The 19,886-nt window shown below is 71.7% G+C and carries 20 protein-coding genes; 3 read left to right on the forward strand and 17 right to left on the reverse strand.

Annotated features, from left to right (window positions below):
- Positions 1-7 precede the first annotated feature (7 nt).
- The 13 genes from SSP29_RS34420 to SSP29_RS34480 all read right to left on the reverse strand — a co-directional run bounded on the left by SSP29_RS34420 (position 8) and on the right by SSP29_RS34480 (position 13,715).
- Complete coding sequence (locus tag SSP29_RS34420) at positions 8-784, reverse strand: SDR family NAD(P)-dependent oxidoreductase (protein ID WP_089104807.1); 777 nt, start codon at positions 782-784, stop codon at positions 8-10.
- 3 nt (positions 785-787) lie between these two features.
- Positions 788-1,936 (reverse strand): acyl-CoA dehydrogenase family protein, encoded by a 1,149-nt coding sequence (locus SSP29_RS34425; RefSeq protein WP_089105047.1) that lies wholly within the window; start codon positions 1,934-1,936, stop codon positions 788-790.
- A 14-nt stretch (positions 1,937-1,950) separates the two neighbouring features.
- Entirely contained in the window at positions 1,951-3,087 is a 1,137-nt protein-coding gene (locus tag SSP29_RS34430) for a thiolase family protein (protein WP_089104808.1), read from the reverse strand.
- A complete protein-coding gene (locus SSP29_RS34435) occupies positions 3,084-3,887 on the reverse strand; it encodes an enoyl-CoA hydratase/isomerase family protein (protein ID WP_245883380.1) in 804 nt (267 codons plus the stop codon). The genes SSP29_RS34430 and SSP29_RS34435 overlap by 4 nt, the downstream gene beginning before the upstream one ends.
- Positions 3,884-5,068: a CaiB/BaiF CoA transferase family protein gene (locus SSP29_RS34440; RefSeq protein ID WP_089104809.1), complete on the reverse strand. Its 1,185-nt coding sequence runs from the start codon at positions 5,066-5,068 to the stop codon at positions 3,884-3,886. Before SSP29_RS34440 ends, SSP29_RS34435 begins: the two co-directional genes overlap by 4 nt.
- 1 nt (position 5,069) lies before the next feature.
- Positions 5,070-6,653: a FadD3 family acyl-CoA ligase gene (locus tag SSP29_RS34445; protein ID WP_089104810.1), complete on the reverse strand. Its 1,584-nt coding sequence runs from the start codon at positions 6,651-6,653 to the stop codon at positions 5,070-5,072.
- A gap of 13 nt (positions 6,654-6,666) precedes the next feature.
- The gene (locus tag SSP29_RS34450; protein ID WP_089104811.1) at positions 6,667-7,815 is read right to left on the reverse strand and encodes an acyl-CoA dehydrogenase family protein; all 1,149 of its coding nucleotides are present in this window, start codon (positions 7,813-7,815) and stop codon (positions 6,667-6,669) included.
- Complete coding sequence (locus tag SSP29_RS34455; RefSeq protein WP_089104812.1) at positions 7,812-8,777, reverse strand: acyl-CoA dehydrogenase family protein; 966 nt, start codon at positions 8,775-8,777, stop codon at positions 7,812-7,814. Before SSP29_RS34455 ends, SSP29_RS34450 begins: the two co-directional genes overlap by 4 nt.
- Before the next feature lie 2 nt (positions 8,778-8,779).
- Complete coding sequence (locus SSP29_RS34460; protein WP_089104813.1) at positions 8,780-9,580, reverse strand: enoyl-CoA hydratase/isomerase family protein; 801 nt, start codon at positions 9,578-9,580, stop codon at positions 8,780-8,782.
- 125 nt (positions 9,581-9,705) lie between these two features.
- The gene (locus SSP29_RS34465) at positions 9,706-10,473 is read right to left on the reverse strand and encodes a FadR/GntR family transcriptional regulator (protein ID WP_245883382.1); all 768 of its coding nucleotides are present in this window, start codon (positions 10,471-10,473) and stop codon (positions 9,706-9,708) included.
- Positions 10,474-10,539: 66 nt separating this feature from the next.
- Positions 10,540-11,307 (reverse strand): SDR family NAD(P)-dependent oxidoreductase, encoded by a 768-nt coding sequence (locus SSP29_RS34470; RefSeq protein WP_089104815.1) that lies wholly within the window; start codon positions 11,305-11,307, stop codon positions 10,540-10,542.
- A gap of 10 nt (positions 11,308-11,317) precedes the next feature.
- Positions 11,318-12,481 carry an acyl-CoA dehydrogenase family protein gene (locus SSP29_RS34475; RefSeq protein ID WP_089105049.1) on the reverse strand — a complete coding sequence of 388 codons (1,164 nt, stop codon included), beginning with the start codon at positions 12,479-12,481 and terminating at the stop codon, positions 11,318-11,320.
- Between the two features lie 340 nt (positions 12,482-12,821).
- Positions 12,822-13,715: a TetR/AcrR family transcriptional regulator gene (locus SSP29_RS34480; RefSeq protein WP_089104816.1), complete on the reverse strand. Its 894-nt coding sequence runs from the start codon at positions 13,713-13,715 to the stop codon at positions 12,822-12,824.
- A 167-nt stretch (positions 13,716-13,882) separates the two neighbouring features.
- Here SSP29_RS34480 and SSP29_RS34485 point away from each other — a divergent pair, with 167 nt between their 5' ends.
- The 3 genes from SSP29_RS34485 to SSP29_RS34495 are packed head-to-tail and all read left to right on the forward strand — an operon-like array spanning position 13,883 to position 16,704.
- The gene (locus SSP29_RS34485; protein WP_089104817.1) at positions 13,883-14,746 is read left to right on the forward strand and encodes an acyl-CoA dehydrogenase family protein; all 864 of its coding nucleotides are present in this window, start codon (positions 13,883-13,885) and stop codon (positions 14,744-14,746) included.
- Entirely contained in the window at positions 14,743-15,900 is a 1,158-nt protein-coding gene (locus tag SSP29_RS34490) for an acyl-CoA dehydrogenase family protein (RefSeq protein ID WP_089104818.1), read from the forward strand. Before SSP29_RS34485 ends, SSP29_RS34490 begins: the two co-directional genes overlap by 4 nt.
- 12 nt (positions 15,901-15,912) lie before the next feature.
- Complete coding sequence (locus tag SSP29_RS34495; RefSeq protein ID WP_089104819.1) at positions 15,913-16,704, forward strand: enoyl-CoA hydratase; 792 nt, start codon at positions 15,913-15,915, stop codon at positions 16,702-16,704.
- Here SSP29_RS34495 and SSP29_RS34500 read toward each other — a convergent pair.
- From SSP29_RS34500 to SSP29_RS34515, 4 genes are read right to left on the reverse strand one after another with little or no spacing between them, the layout of a single operon-like run.
- Positions 16,691-17,758, reverse strand: a complete 1,068-nt coding sequence (locus tag SSP29_RS34500) for an NAD(P)H-dependent amine dehydrogenase family protein (protein WP_089104820.1) — start codon at positions 17,756-17,758, stop codon at positions 16,691-16,693. The two genes, SSP29_RS34495 and SSP29_RS34500, sit on opposite strands and share 14 nt — an antisense overlap.
- Positions 17,755-18,312 carry a carboxymuconolactone decarboxylase family protein gene (locus SSP29_RS34505; protein WP_089104821.1) on the reverse strand — a complete coding sequence of 186 codons (558 nt, stop codon included), beginning with the start codon at positions 18,310-18,312 and terminating at the stop codon, positions 17,755-17,757. Before SSP29_RS34505 ends, SSP29_RS34500 begins: the two co-directional genes overlap by 4 nt.
- Complete coding sequence (locus SSP29_RS34510) at positions 18,309-19,034, reverse strand: SDR family oxidoreductase (RefSeq protein WP_089104822.1); 726 nt, start codon at positions 19,032-19,034, stop codon at positions 18,309-18,311. Before SSP29_RS34510 ends, SSP29_RS34505 begins: the two co-directional genes overlap by 4 nt.
- The gene (locus SSP29_RS34515) at positions 19,031-19,837 is read right to left on the reverse strand and encodes a TauD/TfdA dioxygenase family protein (RefSeq protein ID WP_089104823.1); all 807 of its coding nucleotides are present in this window, start codon (positions 19,835-19,837) and stop codon (positions 19,031-19,033) included. The genes SSP29_RS34510 and SSP29_RS34515 overlap by 4 nt, the downstream gene beginning before the upstream one ends.
- Between the last annotated feature and the right edge of the window lie 49 nt (positions 19,838-19,886).

Below are 19,886 nucleotides of genomic sequence, written 5' to 3' on the forward strand. Positions count from 1 at the left end.
CGTTGCCTCAGACGCTGTAGCCGCCGTCCACGGCCAGGGCCTGCCCGGTGATGAACGCGGCCCGGTCCGAGGCGAGGAAGCAGACCGCTTCCGCGATGTCCTGACCGTGCCCGAACCGGCGCAGGGGAATGTTGCGCCGGGTGATCGCGAGGGCTTCCGCGTCGAGTTCGCCGGTGTCGATCAGCCGGGCGGCGATGCCGTCGTCGAGCATGCCGGGAGCCACGCAGTTGACCCGGACCCCGTACCGGCCCTCCTCGGCGGCGAGGGCGCGGGCGACGGCCTCCACCGCGCCCTTGGCCCCCGAGGACAGCCCGTCGCGGACCGGGAAGCGGCGGGTGGCGACGGTGGTGACGGCGACGACGCTGCCCCCGCTCGCCCTCAGCAGCGGCAGCGCCGGATGGACGAGGTTGAAGAACGCCACCGCGTCGGCCTCCAGTTGGGCACGGTACCGGGCGGGTGTGACCCGACTCAGATGGGTCATGGGTACGTGCGGCCCGGCGGCGTACACGAGAGTGTGCAGGCCTCCGGAGGTCTCGGCGGCCTCGGTGACGGCTCGGGCCGTCGCCGCCTCGTCGGTCAAGTCGAGCTGCAGGTACCGGACTTGCCGGTCATGCGTCTTTGCCTCGTCCACAAGGGCCGCCGCGGCCTCATGATTGCCCCGGTAGGTGAACGTGACATCGCTGCCGTGTTCCGCCAGTGTCCTTACGACCGCTGCGCCGATGCCGCCGGTGCCGCCCGCGACGAACGCGGTGCCGGGCCGGGCGGCGAAGTCCTCCACGGACATGGCTCACAACCCCAGTGACTTGGCGATGATGACCTTCATGACCTCACTCGTCCCCGCGTAGATCCGCGTGATGCGGGCGTCCGCGTACAGCCGGGCGATCGGATACTCCAGCATGTAGCCGTATCCGCCGAAGAGTTGAAGACATCGGTCCACGGCACGTGCCTGCATCTCGGTGCAGAACAGCTTGACCTTCGCCGCGTCCGCCCCGGAGAGCCGGCCGTCGACCAGGTCCAGGACGGCCCGGTCCAGCAGGGCCTGCGCCGCCTCGATCTCGGCCGCGACGGCGGCCAGTTCGAACTTGGTGTTCTGGAAGGCGGCGACCGGCGAGCCGAACACCCTGCGTTCCTTGACGTAGGCGACGGTCGTATCGAGCGCGGCCCGTGCCTGTGCCACCGAGCCGACCGCGACCGTCATCCGCTCCTGGGGAAGATTGTGGCCCAGGTACCCGAAGGCCGCGCCCTCCTCGCCGAGTCGGTTGGCCACCGGCACCCGCACGTCGTCGAAGGCCAGCTCGACCGTGTCCTGCACCTTGATGCCCATCTTGTCGAGGACTCGGCCGCGCCCGAACCCGGCCATCCCCTCCTCCACGACGAGCAGCGTGAGCCCCGCTCGCCGGTCGCCCGGATCGGTCGCCGTACGCGCCACCACGATCACCAGGTCGGCCAGCAGCCCGCCGGTGATGAAGGTCTTGGCACCGTTGAGGACGTAGGCGTCGCCGTCGCGCACGGCGGTCGTACGGATGCCTGCGAGATCGGAGCCCGTGCCCGGTTCGGTCATCGCGATCGCGGTGAGCAGTCGCCCGGACGCCAGACCGGGGAACCAGCGCTCCCGCTGCTCCTCGTTCGCGTAGGCCAGGAAGTAGGGGAGCACGACGTCCAGTTGGGTGCGGACGGTGCCCAGGGTGACCAGGGCGGCGGCCGCCTCCTCCTGGAGGACCACGTTGTAGCGGTAGTCGGGCTGTCCGCCCCCGCCGTACCGCTCCGGGACCGCCATGCCCAGCAGGCCCAGCGAGCCGAGCGTCGCGAAGAAGTCGCGCGGGATCCGCCCCGCCTTCTCCCACTCGCCGTAGTGCGGCACCACCTCCTTCGCCACGACCTCCCGTACCAGTCCCCGAAACGCCTCGTGGTCGTCGGTGAAGACATCCCGTCGCATGCCGACCGCCCCCGTCATTCCGCGAGTTCGACGAGGGTGGCGTTGGCCGTGCCGCCGCCCTCGCACATGGTCTGGAGGCCGTAGCGGATCCCGTGGGCGCGCATGTGATGGATCATGCGCGTCATCAGCACCGCCCCCGAAGCGCCCAGCGGATGGCCGAGGGCGATCGCGCCGCCGAGCGGGTTGAGGAGCTCCGGGTCCGCCCCGGTCTCGGCGAGCCAGGCCAGCGGGACGGGCGCGAAGGCCTCGTTCACCTCGAAGACCCCGACGTCCGACAGCGCCACCCCCGCTTTCCGCAGCACCTTCTCAGTCGCCGGGATGGGCCCGGTCAGCATCAGCACCGGGTCGGAGCCGACGACCGCGCCCGCCCGGTACCGCACGAGAGGGATCAGGCCCAGCTCACGGGCCCGCTCCGGCGTGGTGATCAGCAGCGCTGCCGCGCCGTCGGAGATCTGCGAGGCGTTCCCGGCGTGGATCACGCCGTCCTCCTGGAAGGAGGGCTTGAGCCTCGCCAGCGTCGCCACGCTGGTGCCTCGCCGGATGCCCTCGTCCGCCGCGACCCCGCTCACGGACACGATCTGCTCGTCGAAGGCCCCGCCGTCCTGCGCGGCCGCCGCCCGCTCGTGCGAGAGCGCGGCGTACCCGTCGAGCCGCTCCCGCGTGAAGCCCCACTTCTGCGCGATCCGCTCCGCGGAGATGCCCTGGTTGAAAGAGAAGTCCTCGTACCGGGCGAGGACTTGGGGACCGTACGGCATTCCCGACGCCCTCGCCGAACCCAGCGGCACCCGGCTCATCACCTCGACCCCGCCCGCCACCACCACGTCCTGCTGCCCCGACAGGACCGCCTGGACGGCGAAGTCCAGGGCCTGCTGGCTCGATCCGCAGGCCCGGTTGACCGTCGTCCCGGGGATGCTCTCGGGCCAGCCGGCGGCCAGCACCGCATAGCGGCCGATGTTGCTCGACTGGTCGCCGACCTGGGACACACAGCCCCAGATCACGTCGTCGACGACCGCCGGATCGACACCGGCCCGTTCGGCCAGCGCGTTCAGCACCACCCCGGACAGGTCGGCCGGGTGGACGCCGGCCAGGCCGCCGTTCCGTCTGCCGACGGCCGTACGGACCGCCGCCGCGATCACCGCTTCCCGCGTCATGTGTTGTTGTTCTCCGTTCGTCTCGGCACCGCCCAGCGGCCGGTGAACAGCGGTTCGCGCTTGTCGGCGAACGCGGTGAACGCCTCCCGGACGTCCGCGGTGGCGAAGTTGACCGCCTGCGCCCGCGCCTCGTTCGCCAGCGCGTCCCGCAGGCTGCGGTCGGCGCCCTCGTCGAGCAGCGCCTTGGTCTGCGCGAGCGCGACCGGCGCGCCGGCCGCCAGCCGTGCGGTCAGGTCGTCCACGAAGGCGTCCACCTTGTCGGCGGCCACGACCCAGGTCACCAGGTTCAGCGCCCGCGCCTCCTCGGCGTCGATCGTCTCCGCCAGCAGGGCGAGCCGCTTGGCCTGCTGGAGTCCGACGAGCTTCGGCAGCAGCCACGAGCCGCCGCAGTCGAGCGACAGGCCGCGGCGCGCGAAGATCTGCGAGAAACGTGCCTCGGGCGTGGCCACCACCAAGTCGCAGCCGAGCGCCAGGTTCCAGCCCGCGCCCACCGCCACACCCGTCACCTTGGCGATGGTGGGGAAGGGCAACTCGTACAGCAGCAGGGTCACTTCGGTGAGCGTCCGCATCCGGTGAAGGGGGTGCCGGTCGACCACCGGCCGCGAGATGTCGGCACCGGAACAGAACGCGCCGCCCGCCCCGGTGAGGACGAGCGCCCGTACGGTGGTGTCGTCGCCGGCCTTCCTCAGGGCCGTCGCCAGCGCCTCCCACAGCTCGGCGTCGATGGCGTTCCTGCGGTGGGGCCGGTTGAGGGTCAGCGTGCGCACCCCACCGGCGTCGCTCGTCAGCAGCACGCTCACCGCACCGCTCCCTGCGCGCGCAGCACGTCGATCTCCCGCTCCTCGAAGCCCAGTTCGGCCAGTACGGCATCCGTGTGCTCGCCCAGCGCGGGCACGGCGCCCATCGGCGGGTCGTACCCGGCGATGACGGGCGGTGGCAGCAGCGCGGGCACCGGACCCGACGGCGTGCCGATCTCCCGCCAGCGGTCGCGGGCGGCCAGCTGCTCGTGGGCCAGGACGTCCTTCGGCGTGTTGTAGCGGGCGTTGCCGATCCCGGCGGCGTCCGCGCGGTCCTGGACGTACGCCAGATCGTGCCGTGCACACCAGGCACCGATCGCGGCGTCCAGCGGCGCACGGTGCTCGACCCGGCCGGCGTTCGTGCGGAACCGCTCGTCGTCCGCCAGGTCCGGGCGGCCGATCAACTCCCTTGCCAGGCGCTGCCACTCGGCGTCATTGGTGGTGCCCAGGACGACGGTCTGCCGGTCGGCGGTGAGGTAGGCGCCGTAGGGCGCGACGGCGGGTGAGCTCATCCCGAGCGGCTGCTGCTCGATCCCCGAGTGCAGGGTGTACGTCAGCGGATACCCCATCAGCTCGGCCATGGTGTCGAACATGCTCACCGCCACGGCAGGCGCCGGACCGCCCCGGCCCCTGCCGTACAGGAGGGCCAGTACCGACAGCGCCGCGTACAGCCCGCTGCACACGTCCGCCACGGGCGGGCCCGGTTTCGCCGGTTCGCCGGGGCGTCCGGTCACCGAACAGGCTCCCGACTCCGCCTGGACCAGCATGTCGTAGGCCCGCTTGTGGGAGAGCGGGCCGCCAGGGCCGTACCCGTCGATCTCGACGGCGATCAGCGCGGGGTGCCGTACCTCCAGGTCGGCGGGGGACAGGCCGAGCTTCGCCGTGGTGCCCGGGGTGAGGTTGGAGACGAGCACGTCGGCGCGTTCCAGCAGCCGGTGCAGGACCGCCAGACCGCCCTCCGACTTCAGGTTGAGCGCTACCGACTCCTTGCCGCGGTTGGCCCACACGAAGTGCGCCGCCAGCCCGCCCACCACGTCGTCGTAGTGGCGGGCGAAGTCACCGCCCTTCGGGTTCTCCACCTTGATGACACGGGCGCCGAAGTCGCCGAGCGTGCGCGTGCACATGGGGGCCGAGACGGCCTGCTCCAGGGTCACGACCGTGACGCCGGTCAGCGGTCCGCCCATCTCAGTGCTCTCCGAGAAGGGCGCGCAGCTCGTGTTTGAGGACCTTCTGGCTCGCGTTGCGGGGGAGGCCGTCCACGAACCGGACCCGGCGGGGGACCTTGAAGTTGGCCATGTGCTCCCTGGCCCAGGCGATGACCTCGCGCTCGGTCGGGTCCGCCCCGGGCCTCGGCACGACGAACGCGCAGCCGACCTCGCCGAGCCGCTCGTCCGGGACACCGACCACCGCGACCTGCGCGATCGCCTCGCAGCCGAGCAGCAGCTTCTCGATCTCGGCGGGGTAGGCGTTGAAGCCGCCGACGATGAACATCTCCTTCTTGCGGTCGACCACGGCCAGGTTGCCGCCCGCGTCGAGACGGCCGATGTCACCGGTGTGCAGCCAGCCCTCGGGATCGATCGTCGCGGCGGTGGCCTCCGGGTCCTCCCAGTAGCCGCGGGTGACGTTGTAACCGCGTACCAGGATCTCCCCGTCCCCGCCCGCCCCGACGTCCTGTCCGGTGTCGTCGGCGATGCGGACCTCGACGTCCGGTACGGGCCTGCCGGTGGTGCGGGCCACCGTCTCCTCCGGGTCACCGACGCGGGTACTGGTCACCAGCGCGCTCGATTCGGTCAGCCCGTAGGCGCTCAGCACGATGTCGAAGGTCAGCTCCTTCTTCATGGCGCGGATCAGGGCCTCGGGGATCGTGGTGCCGCCCGTCATGGAGACCCGCAGCGACGACAGGTCGTACGACGGCCGGTCGGGGTGGTCGAGGAGGTCGTGGAAGATGGTGGGCGGGCCGAGGAGGATGCTGACCCGTTCGTCGGCGATGATCCGCAGGGCCCGTCCCGCGTCGAAGACAGCCATCGGGATCACCGTCACGCCGTGCATCAGGGAGGCGAGCCAGCCCGCCTTGTAGCCGAAGCAGTGGAAGAACGGCGGGATGACCAGGAAGGTGTCGGACGCGTCGAAGGTGTACTCCGTGGACATCCAGCCGTACGCCCGCAGGGACTGCCCGTGGGTGAGGGTCACGCCCTTGGGGTGGCCGGTGGTGCCGGAGGTGAACATCACGTCGGACAGGTCGTCCGGGGCGATCCGGTCGATGGCGGCGTGCGCGGCCGAGGGCGCGGTCGCGGCTCCCGCGTCGAGGAAGTCCTGCCAGCCCAGGGTGGCGTCCGCCGGCGGCCCGAGGAGCGATACGGCGGTGGCCAGGGCGGGCAGCTCGGGATCGGCCCGCCGCAGGTCGGCGATGTAGTCGGTGCCGAGGAAGGAGGCGGCCGCGAAGAGCGCCCTGGCACCGGACTTGCGCAGGATGTAGGAGATCTCCTGCGCCTTGAAACGGGTGTTCAGGGGGACGACCACACCTCCCGCGCCCTGGATGCCGACGGCCGCGACGATCCACTCCGCGCAGTTCGGTGCGCACAGGCCCACCCGGTCCCCGGGTCCGATGCCGAGTGCGAGCGCCGCGCGCACCGCCTGGACCATCCGCTCCGCCAGCTCCCGGAAGGTCAGGCGCACCGCGCCGTCGACGAGGGCCGGGGCGTCGCCGAACCGCCGCGCGGCGACCCTGATCACGTTCGGGATGCTGCGGAACTCCTGGTCGTGTCGCATCGGCGGGCTCCGTTCAGGCGCGGTCGTCGGCCGGCAGGCGCAACAACCGCTTGGCGATGATGTTGCGCTGGATCTGGGACGTCCCGCCGTAGACGGACGCGGCCCGGGAGTAGAGGTAGTCGGCGAAGACCTCGCCGCCCTCCGTGTGCAGTTCGTCCGGGAACACCAACAGGGCTGTCTCGTACAGCCGTTGCTCGGCGCGGGTCATGAGCAGCTTGTCGACGGACGACTCCGGTCCGGCGACCTGACCGGCGAGCCGCTGCGCCGTCCGGCGCCGGGCATGGGCGACGAGAACCTGGTAGTCGACGACGCACCGGCCGATCTGAGCGAGGAGGCCGTCCGGCAGGCTGTCGCTCCGCTCGTGCGCGGTGCGGCGCAGGCGGTCGACGAGCAGCCCGTACTTCGACAGATGCCCGGTGTCGAGCGCGTTGCGTTCGTACGACACCGTCGTCATCGCCAACGGCCAGCCGTCGCCCTCCGCGCCGACCCGCTCGGACTCCTCGATGCGGACGTCGTCCAGGAACAGCTCGCAGAACTCCTCGTCGCCGCTCGCCGCGCGCAGCGGACGTACGGTCACGCCGGCCCGGTCCAGGGGCAGGACGAACGCCGAGAACGAGGCGTGCGCGGGCGCGGTGCGGTCGGTGCGGGCCAGGAGCAGGCAGAGGCCGGAGTACTGGGCGTAACTCGTCCACAGCTTCTGTCCGTTGACGAGGTAGTCGCCGTCGGGCCGCCGCTGCGCGCGGGTGCTCATGCCGGCCAGGTCGGATCCCGCTCCCGGCTCACTGAAGCCCTGGCACCAGACGTCGTCGCCGGCGAGCATGCGCGGCAGCAGCCGGCGGCGCTGCTCCTCGCTGCCGAACTCCATGAGGGCGTGGGCGAGATAGCCGATCCGGGGCACCCCGGGGGCGCCGCGTGCCCCCAACTCGTCGCTGACGGCGACCTGGTGGAGCGGGGTGAGGCCACGACCGCCGTACTCCTCCGGCACGTCGAGGCCGACCCAGCCGCCGGAGTGCAGGATGCGGTGCCAGCGGTGCAGGAACGCGGGGACCGGCTCGTCCGGCCGCCGCTCGGGCAGCGGGTGGTCGGCCAGCCAGGCGCGGAAGTCCCGCCGCAGCCGCTCCAGGTCCGCCGGGTCGCCGAAGTCGAGGGGGCCGTCGGTCATCGGGTCGCCTCCGGTGCGGCCAGGGCGGGCAGCAGGTCGGCCGTGGTCGCCAGCACGGTGGCGCCCACGAGAACCCTGCGGAGGTACAGATGGGCCGGGTGCTCCCAGGTCTGGGCGATGCCGCCGAACACCTGCATCCCGGCGTACACCGCCTCGACGGCCGAGGCGTTGACCTCCGCCTTGGCCGCGCGGGCCGCCGCGAGCGCCCGGTCCGGCGGCTCGTGGTCCAGGCACCAGGCGGCGTACCGGGTGGCGCTGGCGCAGGCCTCGACCAGGACGGTCGCGTCGGCGAGCAGATGCTGGACGGCCTGGAAGGAGCCGATACGGCGGCCGTACTGCACGCGGTCGCGGGCGTACTCCACGCTCTGCTCGACGAACGAGCGTGCCGCGCCGACGAGTTCGCTCGCGACGACCACCAGCGCGTACCCCTGCCAGCGCTGCCGGTCCTGCGCTGCGAGCCGGCCGAGAGGCTCGCCCACGGCGTAGGCCTGCCGCGCACTACGCAGCAGGTCGGCCGTCGGTGTTGGCGAACCGAGTTCGGCGCGGGTCACGGTCCCTTCGGCGTCGGCACACAGCGCTGCTTCGGCTCCGTCGCAGTCCCAGGCGCGGAGATCGGCCGCTTGTGGACCGGGGAGACGAAGGTCGGGGGCGAGGGCGACAGTGAGCCGCGGGCCGTCCTCGTCCGCACCGAGGAGCCGCAGCAGCTCCGGAGCCAGCAGAACGGTGCCGAGCAGCGAGGTGGTCAGCGGCAGGCGGCCGTGCTCCTCGGCGAGCAGGGCGCACTCCTGGGCGGTGGCGGCGGGCGGGGTGGTGCGGCGGAGTTCGGCGAGTCCCAGTCCGTCCAGCGCCTGCTGCGCCGCCGCGCGGGACTTGGGCGTGATGTCGTCGGCCGATGCGACGGCGTGCCGGGTCGCGAAGGCGCGGACCATGTCGCGGACCAGCGTGAACTCCTCGGACTCCACGTTCAGTCCTCCTCGCGTCCGGCCGGGCGGGGGCGGGCGCGGGAGGCGAGGTCGTCGATGATGCGGATGTGGTCCGGGCTGGTCATCGTGGACCGCTCCGCGAGGAGCGCCGCCTCCATGCCGCCGCGCGAGACCTGCTCGACCACCGCGGCCAGCGCCGCCTTCGTCGCGCGCAGCGCCTCCGCGGGCTGCGCGGCGAGCCGGTGCGCCAGCGCGAGGGCCTCCGGCATCAGGTCGGCGGCGGGCACGACCCGGTTGGCGAGCCCGAGTCCGACCGCGGTGGCGGCCGGGATGCGGTCCCCGGTGAACAGGTACTCCTTCACCCGGAGCAGGCTCGTCAGCAGCGGCCACAGGGTGACCCCGCCGTCCCCCGCCACCAGACCGACCGAGACGTGCGGGTCGGCGAGGTAGGCGTCCTCGGCCATCAGGACGAGGTCGCAGCCGAGGGCCAGTGAGCAACCCAGCCCCACCGCCGGGCCGTTGACGGCCCCGACGACGGGCAGCGGGAAGCGGATCAGCTCCGTCTGGATGGTCCGGTCGAGCCGGATCGACCGTTCGCGCAGCTCGGGGTCGTCATGGTGGCGGCGCAGATGGTCGAAGTCGCCGCCCGCGCTGAACGCCCGGCCCGCGCCGGTGAGGACGACGGCCCGCGCCTTGGTGTCGTCGGCGAGCTCGCGCCACACCTCGGACAGCCTGCGGTGGAGCTCCTCGGACACGCCGTTGAGGCGTTCCGGACGGTTCAGGGTGACGATGCGGACGTCGCCGTCGGCGGTCACGGTCAGTACGGGACTCACCTCGCTCATGCCAGCGATGCTATTAAAGGTCAGGCCGTAACTGTCAATGGTGTTGCGCGAAAATGAGAATGAGATTCTCGCATGCTGTGGTCACACCCCTGACCGGTGCGGTGTGCGTCAGCTTTCGGGGTAGGTCAACTTTCGGGGTCGGTCAGCTCCACGTGCTCGCGCACGTCCACCTCCGCCGCCGCTCGGGCGAAACCGCACACGTGCCGGGACATCCGCCGCATCGCCGCGGCCTCGTCGCCGGCCCGGATCGCGTCGGTGATCCGGGCGTGCGCCCGCGCGGTGACCTCACGGATGTCGGCCGCCGTGAACCGCTCCAGGTCGGTGGCCGCGTGGATCGACTGGGAGAGCGCGCTCATGAACCCGATGAGCAGCTCGTTGTCGCCCGCCCGCGCCACCGCGTTGTGCCAGCGCACGTTCGCCCGCAGGAACCGCTGGGCGTCGTCACCGGCCTCCGTCAACTCCGCGTTCGCGGAGTCCAGTTCGGCCAGGTCCTGCTCGGTGCGCCGCCGCGCGGCCAGCGCGGCGCACGTCGGCTCGATCGCCTCCCGGGTCTCGTGCAGCGCCTCCAGCCGGATCTGCTGGCCGCGGATCACCAACCGCACGGTGTTCGCCAGGGACTCGCGCCCCGGCCGGTGCACGAACGCCCCGCCACCGCGCCCCGGCCTGATCTCAACCAGCCGCTCGACCTCCAGGATCCGCAGCGCCTCGCGTACGGTGGCCCGGCTCAGCCCGGTCTGCTCGACCAGCTGGCGCTCCGGGGGCAGTGCCGTACCCTCGCCGATCTCCCCGGACAGGATCCGCTCGCGGACCTCCGCGGCCAGCACGTCCGACGCCTTCGGCACGGTCAGCGTGTCGAAGCGCGGGGTGCGGGGGGAGGGCTCGGCGCTGGGCACGGGTTCAGGCCTCTCGTCGTACATCCGTTTCGGCTGAACCATTCAACACACGGACGTCCGGGGCTGTCACATGACCGTCCCCCCGTCGACCGGCAGTACCTGCCCCGTGATGAAGGAGGCCGCGTCGGAGGCGAGGAAGACGAACGCCCCCGCGACCTCCTCGGGCTCCGCCCAGCGTCCGAGCGGGATCCGGGCGAGCATCTGGGCGGCGAACTTCTCGTTCGTCCGGATGGTCTCCGTCATCGGCGTCGCGGCCAGGGGCGCGAGGGCGTTCACCAGGATGCGCCTGCGGGCCAGTTCGCGGGCCAGGGACTTGGTGAGGCCGATGATGCCGGCCTTGGCGGCGGAGTAGTTGACCTGCCCGAGCGTGCCGACGATCCCGGCCGACGAGGTGACGTTGATGATGCGGCCGCGTCCGTCGTCGGGCAGGAAGGGCAGCGCGGCCTGCGCACAGTGGAAGCTGCCGAGGACGTGGATGTCGAGGAGCCGCCGGAAGGCGTCCTCCTCCAGGTTCGCGAACATGGCTGGCGCGGTGATCCCCGCGTTGTTGACGAGGATGTGCAGGGTGCCGTCGGCGAGCGCGGCCGCCCGGGACACCGCCGCGTCGGCGCTCGCGCGGTCGGTCACGTCGAGGGCGGCACTGTCCGCGGTCAGTCCGGCCGCGGAGATCTTCCCGGCGACGGCCGCCGCGGCCGCCTCGTCGACGTCGGTCACGAGCACCGCGGCCCCGGCCCGGGCGAGCGCCTCGGCGACCGCCGAGCCGATACCGCCCGCGGCACCGGTCACCAGCGCCGAGCGCCCCGTGAGGTCGAACAGATCCGTTCGGTCGGTCATCTCCAACTCCTCAGTAGCTCCTGGGCAGTCCCAGCGTGTGCGACCCCAGATAGTTCAGGACCATCTCCTGGCTGACGGGCGCGATCCGCATCAGCCGTGCCTCGCGGAAGTAGCGGGCGACCGGGTACTCCTCGGAGTAGCCCATGCCGCCGTGCGTCTGCAGCGCCCGGTCCGCGGCGGTGAACCCGGCGTCCGCGCACAGGTACTTGGCGGTGTTCGCCTCACGTGCGCACGGCCGGCCCTGGTCGTAGAGCCAGGTCGCCTTGCGCAGCACCAGCTCGGCCGCGTCGAGCCGGGCGAGGGAGTCGGCGAGCGGGAACTGGATGCCCTGGTTCATGCCGATCGGCCTGCCGAAGACCTCCCGCTCCCTGCCGTACCGCACCGCCTGGTCCAGGGCCACCCGGCCGATGCCGAGCGCCTCGGCGGCGATCAGCATCCGCTCGGGGTTCAGGCCGTCGAGGAGGTAGCGGAAGCCCTGGCCCTCCTCGCCGACCCGGTCCTCGACCGGGATGCGCAGCTCGTCGATGAACAGCTCGTTCGACGTGACGGCGTTGCGGCCCATCTTCGGGATGGGGCGGATGTCGACCCGCTCGCGGTCGAGGTCGGTGAGGAACAGCGTCATGCCGTCCGTGCGCTTCTCGACCTCGTCGGCCTTCGACGTACGGGTCAGCAGCAGGATCTTCTCGGACTCCATCGCCTTGGAGATCCACACCTTGCGGCCGCTGACGACGTAGTGGTCGCCGTCGCGTCGGGCGTACGTCGTGATGCGCGTCGTGTCCAGGCCCGCGCCCGGTTCCGTCACGCCGAAGCAGACGTGCAGGCCGCCGTCCGCGATCCGCGGCAGGGTGCGCCGCTTGAGCTCCTCGGAGCCGTGTACGACCACGGGGTGCATGCCGAAGATCGACATGTGGATGGCGCTGGCCGCGTTCATCCCGCCGCAGCGGGCGACCTGTTCGAGCAGCAGCGTCGCCTCGGTGATGCCGAGGCCGTGGCCGCCGTACGCCTCCGGGATCGTGATGCCCAGCCAGCCGCCGCCCGCGACGACGTCGTAGAACTCCTCGGGGAAGGCGTGGTCGCGGTCCTTCTCCATCCAGTACCGGTCGTCGAAGTCGCGCAGGAGACCGGACACGGCCTTGCGGATCGTCTCCTGGTCCTCGGTCAGCTCAAAGTCCACGGCGGGGAACCCCTCTGCCGGCGGCTGATAGTGAAACATATCAAAGGTCAGACCAAAAGGGTCCGTCAAGAGGGCGAGGCTTCAAGGTCCGGCTCTGCCTGGGAAGTTGGGGGAGGGGGACGGGGCCTGGATGGGGGTGAAGGCCACGGGGTTGATCCGAGGGGGGCGAAAGGGCGTCGCCCGCGGGACGGCGAAGGGTCCTGCGGCACAGGGAAGGGGCCTGTGGGGCGGCGAGGTTCCGCGGTACGGCGTGAAGGGTCTCACGGTACGGCGTGAAGGGTCTCGCGGGACGGCGAAAGGCCTCCGCGGAAAATCCCGCGGAGGCCCTGGACCGGTCAGGTCACGCCTGGGAGCGGGCGGCCTTCGTGGTGGTGGTCGCCTTCTTCGCCGGCGCGGCCTTCTTCGCGGCGGCGGCCCGCTTCTGCGGCGTCGCCGTGGTCTTCTTCGCCGGGGCCGCCTTGCGTGCCGTCGCCGTGGTCGCCTTCGTTGCAGTCGCCTTCGTCGCGGGGGCGTCCTCGGCCGGTGCCGTCGTGGCCGGTGTGGTCGTGGCCGGGTCCTCTGCCGTGCCGGGCCCCCTGAGTCCGCCCAGGCAGAACGCCCACACCTCCTCGGCGGTGATGGGGGAGGGGTGCGCCCCGACCGGTGCCGCGGGGGCCTGGGCCGTGAACATCGCCGTCTGCATGATCAGGGACGCGGTGCGCCGCGGCTTCGCGGTCACGGCCTGACCGGCCGCGACGGCCTCCTCCACCAGCTCCGTGAAGTAGGCGAGCAGCGGCAGGTGGGCGGTGGCCACCTGGTCCGGGTGGGTGACCAGCAGCTGGATCGCGAAGTCGGTGAAGAGCGGGGACTGCTGGCCCTTGCGTGGCGTGGAGGAGCCGTACAGGAGGTCGACCGCGATCTTCAGCCGCTCCAGCGGGTCCCGCCCCGCGGCGGCCTTCTCCCGGATCTCGGCGGCCGAGGTGGAGAGCGCGTCCTCGAAGAGGGCGAGCAGCAGCTCGTGCTTGCCGTCGAAGTGCTGGTAGAAGCTGCGCAACGACTGCCGGGAGCGCTCCACGACCTCCTGCACGGTGAAGTCGGTGGTGCCCTTGTCGGCGATCAGCTCCTGGGCGGCGTCGAGGAACCGCTGGACGCGCTGCTCGGCGCGCAGCTTCGCGGCCCGGGTGGAGCGCTCGACGGCGCGCTGCCGCCAGGCGGGCTCGGGGGTCTCGACCGGTTCTGCGGGGACGGCACTCATGAGTAGAACGGTACTCCACGCATGTGAAAAGCAGGGGCACTCCCCCTACCGAATCGCCCTCTGTAAGAAACAAGAGCATTACTTTCGCGTAGCAAGAATGCTATTCTCGCCCGACGCGGGCTCGCGCCCGGCGTGCGGCCACCGGTACGGACAGGGCGGAGGCGGGCGTGGAGTTCGAACTCGACGAGGACCAACAGCTGCTGCGGCGCACGGTGCGCGAGACGGTCGCCAAGGTCCGCGGCCGACCCGAGGACCAGCAGTGGAGCACCTACCGGCGGCTCGGCTGGCTGGAGGCGCCCCCGCTCGAACTCGCCCTCATCCTGGAGGAGTTGGGCTACGCCGCCGACCCGACCCCGTTCCTGGCCACGGCCACCTGGTTCGCCCCGCTGACCGGCCGCCTCCCCGAAGGCAGCGGCACGGCGGTCTTCGACGGCACCGGGCGGTACGTCCTGGACGCCGACCGCGCCGACGAGGTCGCCCTGCTCACGCCGGACGGGGTGGTCGTCGTACCAGGAGCCGAACTGGCGGTGCGGCGGATCCCCGTGCTCGACCCGAACCTGCACCTGGCCCAGGTCGAGGCCGTCGAGGCCGGTGCCCTCGCCGAGGGTGTGCCCGACCTGGCGTTGACCGGTCTCGCCGCCACCGCGGTCGGCGCCTGCCGCCGGATCCTCGACCTGACCCTGGACCACGTGAAGCGGCGGGTGCAGTTCGGCCGCCCGCTCGGCTCCTTCCAGGCCGTCAAGCACAAGGCCGCCGACATGCACGTGGCGATCGAGCGCGCCCGAGCCCTCACCCACTTCTCCGCCCTGACCATCGCCGAGGACGACCCCCGGCGCACCCGGGCCGCCCACATGGCCAAGGCCGCGGCCGGGGAGTGCCAGCGCCTGGTCTTCCGGCACGGGCTGCAGCTCTTCGGAGCCATGGGCTTCACGTGGGAGAACGAACTCCAGTACCACCTGAAGCGGGCCCAGGCCTGCGACCTGCTCCTCGGCACCGCGTCCGCGCACAGGAAGGCTCTGCTGGCCTCATGAGACTCGCCGACGATCCCGAAGTGGCCGACTTCCGCGCCGAGTTCTCCGCCTTCCTGGACGCCAACCTGCCCGCCGAGGGCGAGGCGCGGGACCGCTCCCGCTCCAGCGCCCACGTGCCCGACTGGGCGCGCCGCTGGCAGCGCACCCTGTTCGACGCGGGCTGGCTGCTGCCAGGCCAGCGACCGGAGTTCGGGGGACGCGGGGCCACTCTGCCGCAACAGCTGGCGTATCTGGAGGAGTTGGCCCGCCGCCGGATCTACCACAGCTTCAACCCGCAGGGCCTCGGCATCATCGCCGCATCCCTGATCACCTTCGGCACCGAGGAGCAGAAGCGCCGCTGGGCCGTGCCGATCCTGCGCGCCGAGATCACCGCCGCGCTCGGCATGAGCGAGCCCGAGGCCGGCTCCGACCTTGCTTCCCTGCGCACCCGGGCGGTGCTGGACGGCGACACCTTCACCGTCAACGGCCAGAAGATCTGGACCTCCGGCGCCCACGACGCCGACGTCCTGCTCACCTTCGTCCGCACGGACCCCGACGCCCCCAAGCACAAGGGCATCAGCGCCCTGCTGATCCCCACGGCCACCGAGGGCGTCGTACGGCGTCCCTTCGGCTCGATCGCCGCCGCGGACGACCTCGACTTCAACGAGGTGTTCTTCACGGACGTCCGGGTGGCCCGCGAGAACCTCGTCGGGCCGCTGAACGAGGGCTGGCGGGTGGCCAACGGCTCCCTGGGGCACGAACGCACCCTGCTGTGGCTGTCGTTCGCCGAACGCCTGGAGGACCTGGTGCAGGACGCCGCCGACGTCGGCGCGGGCCAGGAGTGGTACGCCACCCTCCTCATGGACCTCCAGGCGCTGCGGCTGCTCGGCTACCGGCAACTCGGCCCGGACCGGGACCCCGCCGAGCTGTCCGTGCTCAAGCTGCTCGGCTCCGAGGCCGTCCAGTCCGCCTCCCTGCACGCCCTGGAGGCCCACGGCGCCGACGGACTGCCGCATCCCGCCGGTACCGGGCCGTACCACCACATGAACAACGAGGCGTTCATCTCCAGCTGGTTCGAGCGGTACGCGCGCAGTTTCGCCGGCACCATCGCGGGCGGCACCAGCGAGATCCAGCGCAACATCGTCGCCGAGCGCATCCTCGGCCTGCCGCGATAGAGGACACCCGCCATGGACCAGATCCTGTACGACGCCGAGGACGGCATCGCGACGATCACCCTCAACCGGCCCGAGGCCGCCAACGCCCAGACCATGGCCCTCCTCGACGACCTCGACGCCGCCTGGACCCGCGCGGCCCGGGACGAGACGGTGCGGGTGGTCGTGCTCAAGGCGAACGGCCGGCACTTCTCCGCCGGTCACGACCTCAAGGACCGCTGGCCCGGGCCCGGCGAGATCACCCTGGAGTGGATCTACGACGCCGAGACCCGCCGGTACCTCGAATACTCGCTGAAGTGGCGCAACATCCCGAAGCCCACCATCGCGGCCGTCCAGGGCAAGTGCATCGCCGCCGGGCTGATGCTGTGCTGGCCGTGCGACCTGATCGTGGCCGCCGAGAACGCGGAGTTCTCCGACCCGGTCGTCCACATGGGCATCGGCGGGGTCGAGTACCACGGCCACACCTGGGAGCTGGGGCCCCGCAAGGCCAAGGAGATCCTCTTCACCGGCCGGGCGCTGACCGCGCAGGAGGCCGAACAGGTCGGCATGGTCAACAAGGTCGTCCCGCTGGCCGAACTCGGCTCCGCGACCGACGAGTTGGCGAAGCGGATCGCGCAGATGCCGCCCTTCGGCCTGCGACAGGCCAAGCGCGCGGTGAACCAGACCCTCGACGTACAGGGCTTCTACGCCGCCCTCCAGTCCGTCTTCGACATCCACCAGACCGGGCACGGCAACGCCCTCAGCGTGGGCGGCTACCCGATCCTGACCCGGCTGGACGAGATGAAGGATCGCCTCAAGCAGGGCTGAGGTCCGCGGTGAACAGGGGGAGGTCCGCCGTCGTGCGGATGCCGGGGGCGGCCGTGCACACGGCGGGTACGGCGTTGACCGCGCGGTGTGCGGTGTAGCCGGGGGACACGGCGGCCAGCCGGTCCAGCGGTACCGGGAACCGCATGTCGACGTCCAGGGGCGTGTCGCCATCGACCTTCAGGTGCCAGCCGGTGGGACGGAGGTCCCACGCCTCGTCGAGGTCCGTGGTGCAGTACCAGGTCGCGTTGAACTCCAGCAGCGTACGTCCGGCGTGGCGACCGGAGAGCGTGATGCGCTGCGCGGCCACCGTCCCCGCTTGCAGGGCTCCGGCGGCGATGGCGGTCGTGCGGGCGGCGGTGGCGATCCGGCCCCGGGCCTCGACGGATTCGAGGGGCAGGCCCAGGGCGTCGGCGACCATCCGCAGGGACGGGCCGAAACCCGACCGGACGTGTGCCAGGCGGCCTTCGTCGAACGCACCGGCCGGTGCCTCGCCGAAGCCCATCACGTCGAAGAGCAGTCCCGGTGAGTTCCGCCGGGACAGATCGGCGTACTCGTGGATGGTCAGCTTCTCAAGATGCCGCTGCACGGAGGCCAGGACGAGCGGTACCGCCTCGGTGATGAAGCCCGGACTGCTGCCGGTGGCGTGCAGAGATGTGCCGCCCCGCCGGCAGGCCTCCTCGACTCTGTTCCGCAGGGCGGGATCCAGGCCGGCCGGGTGGTGGAATCCGCCCGCCGTGGTCACCACGTTCGCGCCGGACGCCAGCAGGGCGCACAGTTCGTCGTGGTCGGTCGCCCGGGGCATGTAGAGCACGCAGTCGGCACGCAGCCGGAGTATCTCGTCGGGGTCGGCGGTGGTGACGACTCCCGTCGGGCCGGTCCCGCAGAGTTCGCCGGCGTCGCGCCCGGCCTTGGCCGGACCGCTGACGAACACACCGGCCAGCGTCATACGAGGATGGTCGAGAACGGCACGCAGCGAGCGCGTACCGATGTTTCCGGTGGCCCACTGGACGACCCGGAGGGGCCGGTCCGGGCGCGGGGGACGCTGCGTGCTCACCCTTCCCCGGCCATTCCCGCGTCGTCCATGCCCGCATTGTCCATGCCCGCGTCGTCCATGCCCGCATCGGGCTCCACACCGAAGGTGTTGTAGGCCATGGCCTGCAGGCGGTACGCGCCGACGACGAACACGAACTCCATCAGCTGCCGCTCGTCCAGTTCCTTCGCCAGTTCCGCGTAGAGCCCGTCGGAGAGCGACGAGGTGGTGTCGAGCTCGTCCACCGCCCTGTTCACCAGGGTGTCCGCGCCCCGGCGCACCTCTTCCACCTCCTCGTCCGTGACGCCGGCCTCCCGGGCCAGCAGGACGTGATGGGCCCATTCGTACCGGCAGTGGTTGCGCCAGGCGACCCGGAGGACCGTCAGCTCGCGCATCCTGTCCGGCAGCGTGCCGCGGTAGACCAGTTGGGTGCTGAAGGTGAGGAACGCCCTGGCCAGGCGGGGATGGTTCAGCAGGAGGCCGAGGGCGTTGGAGGGCGGGACGGTGCGGCCGCCCGTGAGCGGGCGCAGGGCCTCGGCGTCCCATTCCTCGTACGGTATCGGCGACAGTCTCGTCATGTGTTGCGGCCCCCGTTCACGCCGATGATCTGGCCCGTGATGTAGCCGGCCTCCTCGCTCACCAGAAAGGAGCAGGTCGCGGCGATGTCCTCGGGCCGGCCGACCCGGCGTACGGGGGTGCGCGCGATGTGTTCCTCGATGGTGCCGCCGAGTCGCTGGTTGCGCTCGGCCGTGCGCAGCATCGGGGTGTCGATGAAGCCGGGCGGGATCGCGTTGACGGTGATACCGCGCGGTCCCAGCTCCAGCGCCAGGGACTTGGTGAGTCCGTTCACCGCGGATTTGGCGGCGACGTAGTGCGCCATGAACGGCTGCCCGGAGTGCGCGCTGGACGAGGAGATGTTCACGATCCGGCCCCAGCGGCCTTCCCACATGTCCGGCAGTGCCGACTGCACGCAGTGGAACACCCCGTTGAGGTTGACGTCCACGACGCGCTGCCAGTCGGCGAAGGAGAGCTGGGCGAAGCGGGTGAAGCCGTCCCGGCCGGCCGCGTTGACCAGCACGGAGACCGGGCCGAGACGCTCGCGCACCGCGTCCATCGCCTTGTCGACCTGGGCCCGGTCGGTGACGTCGACGGTGAACGCGCAGTCGTCGGTGCCGGGGGTGAGGTCGAGGACGGCGACCTTCAGTCCGTCGGCGGTCAGTCGGCGGACGATGGCCTGACCGATGCCGGAGGCGCCGCCGGTGACGACCGCCGTGCGGGCCACGTCCGCTGTCCCGCTCATGCGAACGCCTCGTCGCCGACGACCGTGGTCCGGTGCAGCAGCCGCTCGGAGCTCTCGTCGTAGGGCAGCGCCCGGTGCAGGATCCCGGTGTTGTCCCACACGACCAGGTCGCCGACCTCCCAGTCGTGGGTGTAGCGGAACCGGTCCTGGGTGGTCCAGTCGAGCAGGTCGTCGAGGAGGGCGCGGCTCTCCTCGGGGTCCATGCCGACTACGTGGTCGGCGGTGGCACCGGCGACGAGGGAGCGGCGGCCGTCCCGGCGCCGCCACACCAGGGACATCTCGTGAGCCGGCTGGGTGCGCCAGCCGGCCAGCTCCTCCGGGGTGGGGTCCGGGGTCACCAGCCGCTGCGCCGCCTCGAAGGTGTGCACCACCCGCAGGCTCTCGTAGCGCTCGCGGTCCTTGACCGGCAGGTTCTCGTACGCGGCGTAGGTGCTGGCGAAGTCCGTGCCGCCGCCGACCGTGGCCACGTGCCGGGCGGTGAGCGTGGTCGCCTTGACGGGCACGTCGTCGCTGGTGCCGTCGAGGTGCCAGAAGAAGGCCCCCTTCAGGTACTTGGCGCTCGCGCTCTTCGCCGGATTGATCGAGATGGGGAAGATCTCCTGGCCGCGCAGCGCGACCACCTCGCCGAGCCTGCGGCTGAACGCCAGCTGCTGCCCGTCGTCGAGGTGCAGCCCGCGCACGACGAGCACGCCCCGCCATTTGAGCGCCTCGACGCAGCGATGAACGAAGGTGTCGTCGAGCGGGTCCGTGACGCCCGTGAACTCCACGCCGAGCGACGGGCTCACGGCCTTCGAGTCGATCATGGAAACTCCCCTTTCGTTGGTGAGAACCTTATTCTCCTGGCGGTTGCAG

The organism is Streptomyces hyaluromycini, assembly GCF_002217755.1.
GTDB lineage: Bacteria > Actinomycetota > Actinomycetes > Streptomycetales > Streptomycetaceae > Streptomyces > Streptomyces hyaluromycini.

Coding starts and splice junctions, on each gene's coding strand:
- SSP29_RS34420 (WP_089104807.1), bottom strand. CDS start 784: ATGTCCGTGGAGGACTTCGCCGCCCGGCCCGGCACCGCGTTCGTCGCG.
- SSP29_RS34425 (WP_089105047.1), bottom strand. CDS start 1,936: ATGCGACGGGATGTCTTCACCGACGACCACGAGGCGTTTCGGGGACTG.
- SSP29_RS34430 (WP_089104808.1), bottom strand. CDS start 3,087: ATGACGCGGGAAGCGGTGATCGCGGCGGCGGTCCGTACGGCCGTCGGC.
- SSP29_RS34440 (WP_089104809.1), bottom strand. CDS start 5,068: ATGGGCGGACCGCTGACCGGCGTCACGGTCGTGACCCTGGAGCAGGCC.
- SSP29_RS34445 (WP_089104810.1), bottom strand. CDS start 6,653: ATGCGACACGACCAGGAGTTCCGCAGCATCCCGAACGTGATCAGGGTC.
- SSP29_RS34450 (WP_089104811.1), bottom strand. CDS start 7,815: ATGACCGACGGCCCCCTCGACTTCGGCGACCCGGCGGACCTGGAGCGG.
- SSP29_RS34460 (WP_089104813.1), bottom strand. CDS start 9,580: ATGAGCGAGGTGAGTCCCGTACTGACCGTGACCGCCGACGGCGACGTC.
- SSP29_RS34470 (WP_089104815.1), bottom strand. CDS start 11,307: ATGACCGACCGAACGGATCTGTTCGACCTCACGGGGCGCTCGGCGCTG.
- SSP29_RS34480 (WP_089104816.1), bottom strand. CDS start 13,715: ATGAGTGCCGTCCCCGCAGAACCGGTCGAGACCCCCGAGCCCGCCTGG.
- SSP29_RS34490 (WP_089104818.1), top strand. CDS start 14,743: ATGAGACTCGCCGACGATCCCGAAGTGGCCGACTTCCGCGCCGAGTTC.
- SSP29_RS34495 (WP_089104819.1), top strand. CDS start 15,913: ATGGACCAGATCCTGTACGACGCCGAGGACGGCATCGCGACGATCACC.
- SSP29_RS34505 (WP_089104821.1), bottom strand. CDS start 18,312: ATGACGAGACTGTCGCCGATACCGTACGAGGAATGGGACGCCGAGGCC.
- SSP29_RS34510 (WP_089104822.1), bottom strand. CDS start 19,034: ATGAGCGGGACAGCGGACGTGGCCCGCACGGCGGTCGTCACCGGCGGC.
- SSP29_RS34515 (WP_089104823.1), bottom strand. CDS start 19,837: ATGATCGACTCGAAGGCCGTGAGCCCGTCGCTCGGCGTGGAGTTCACG.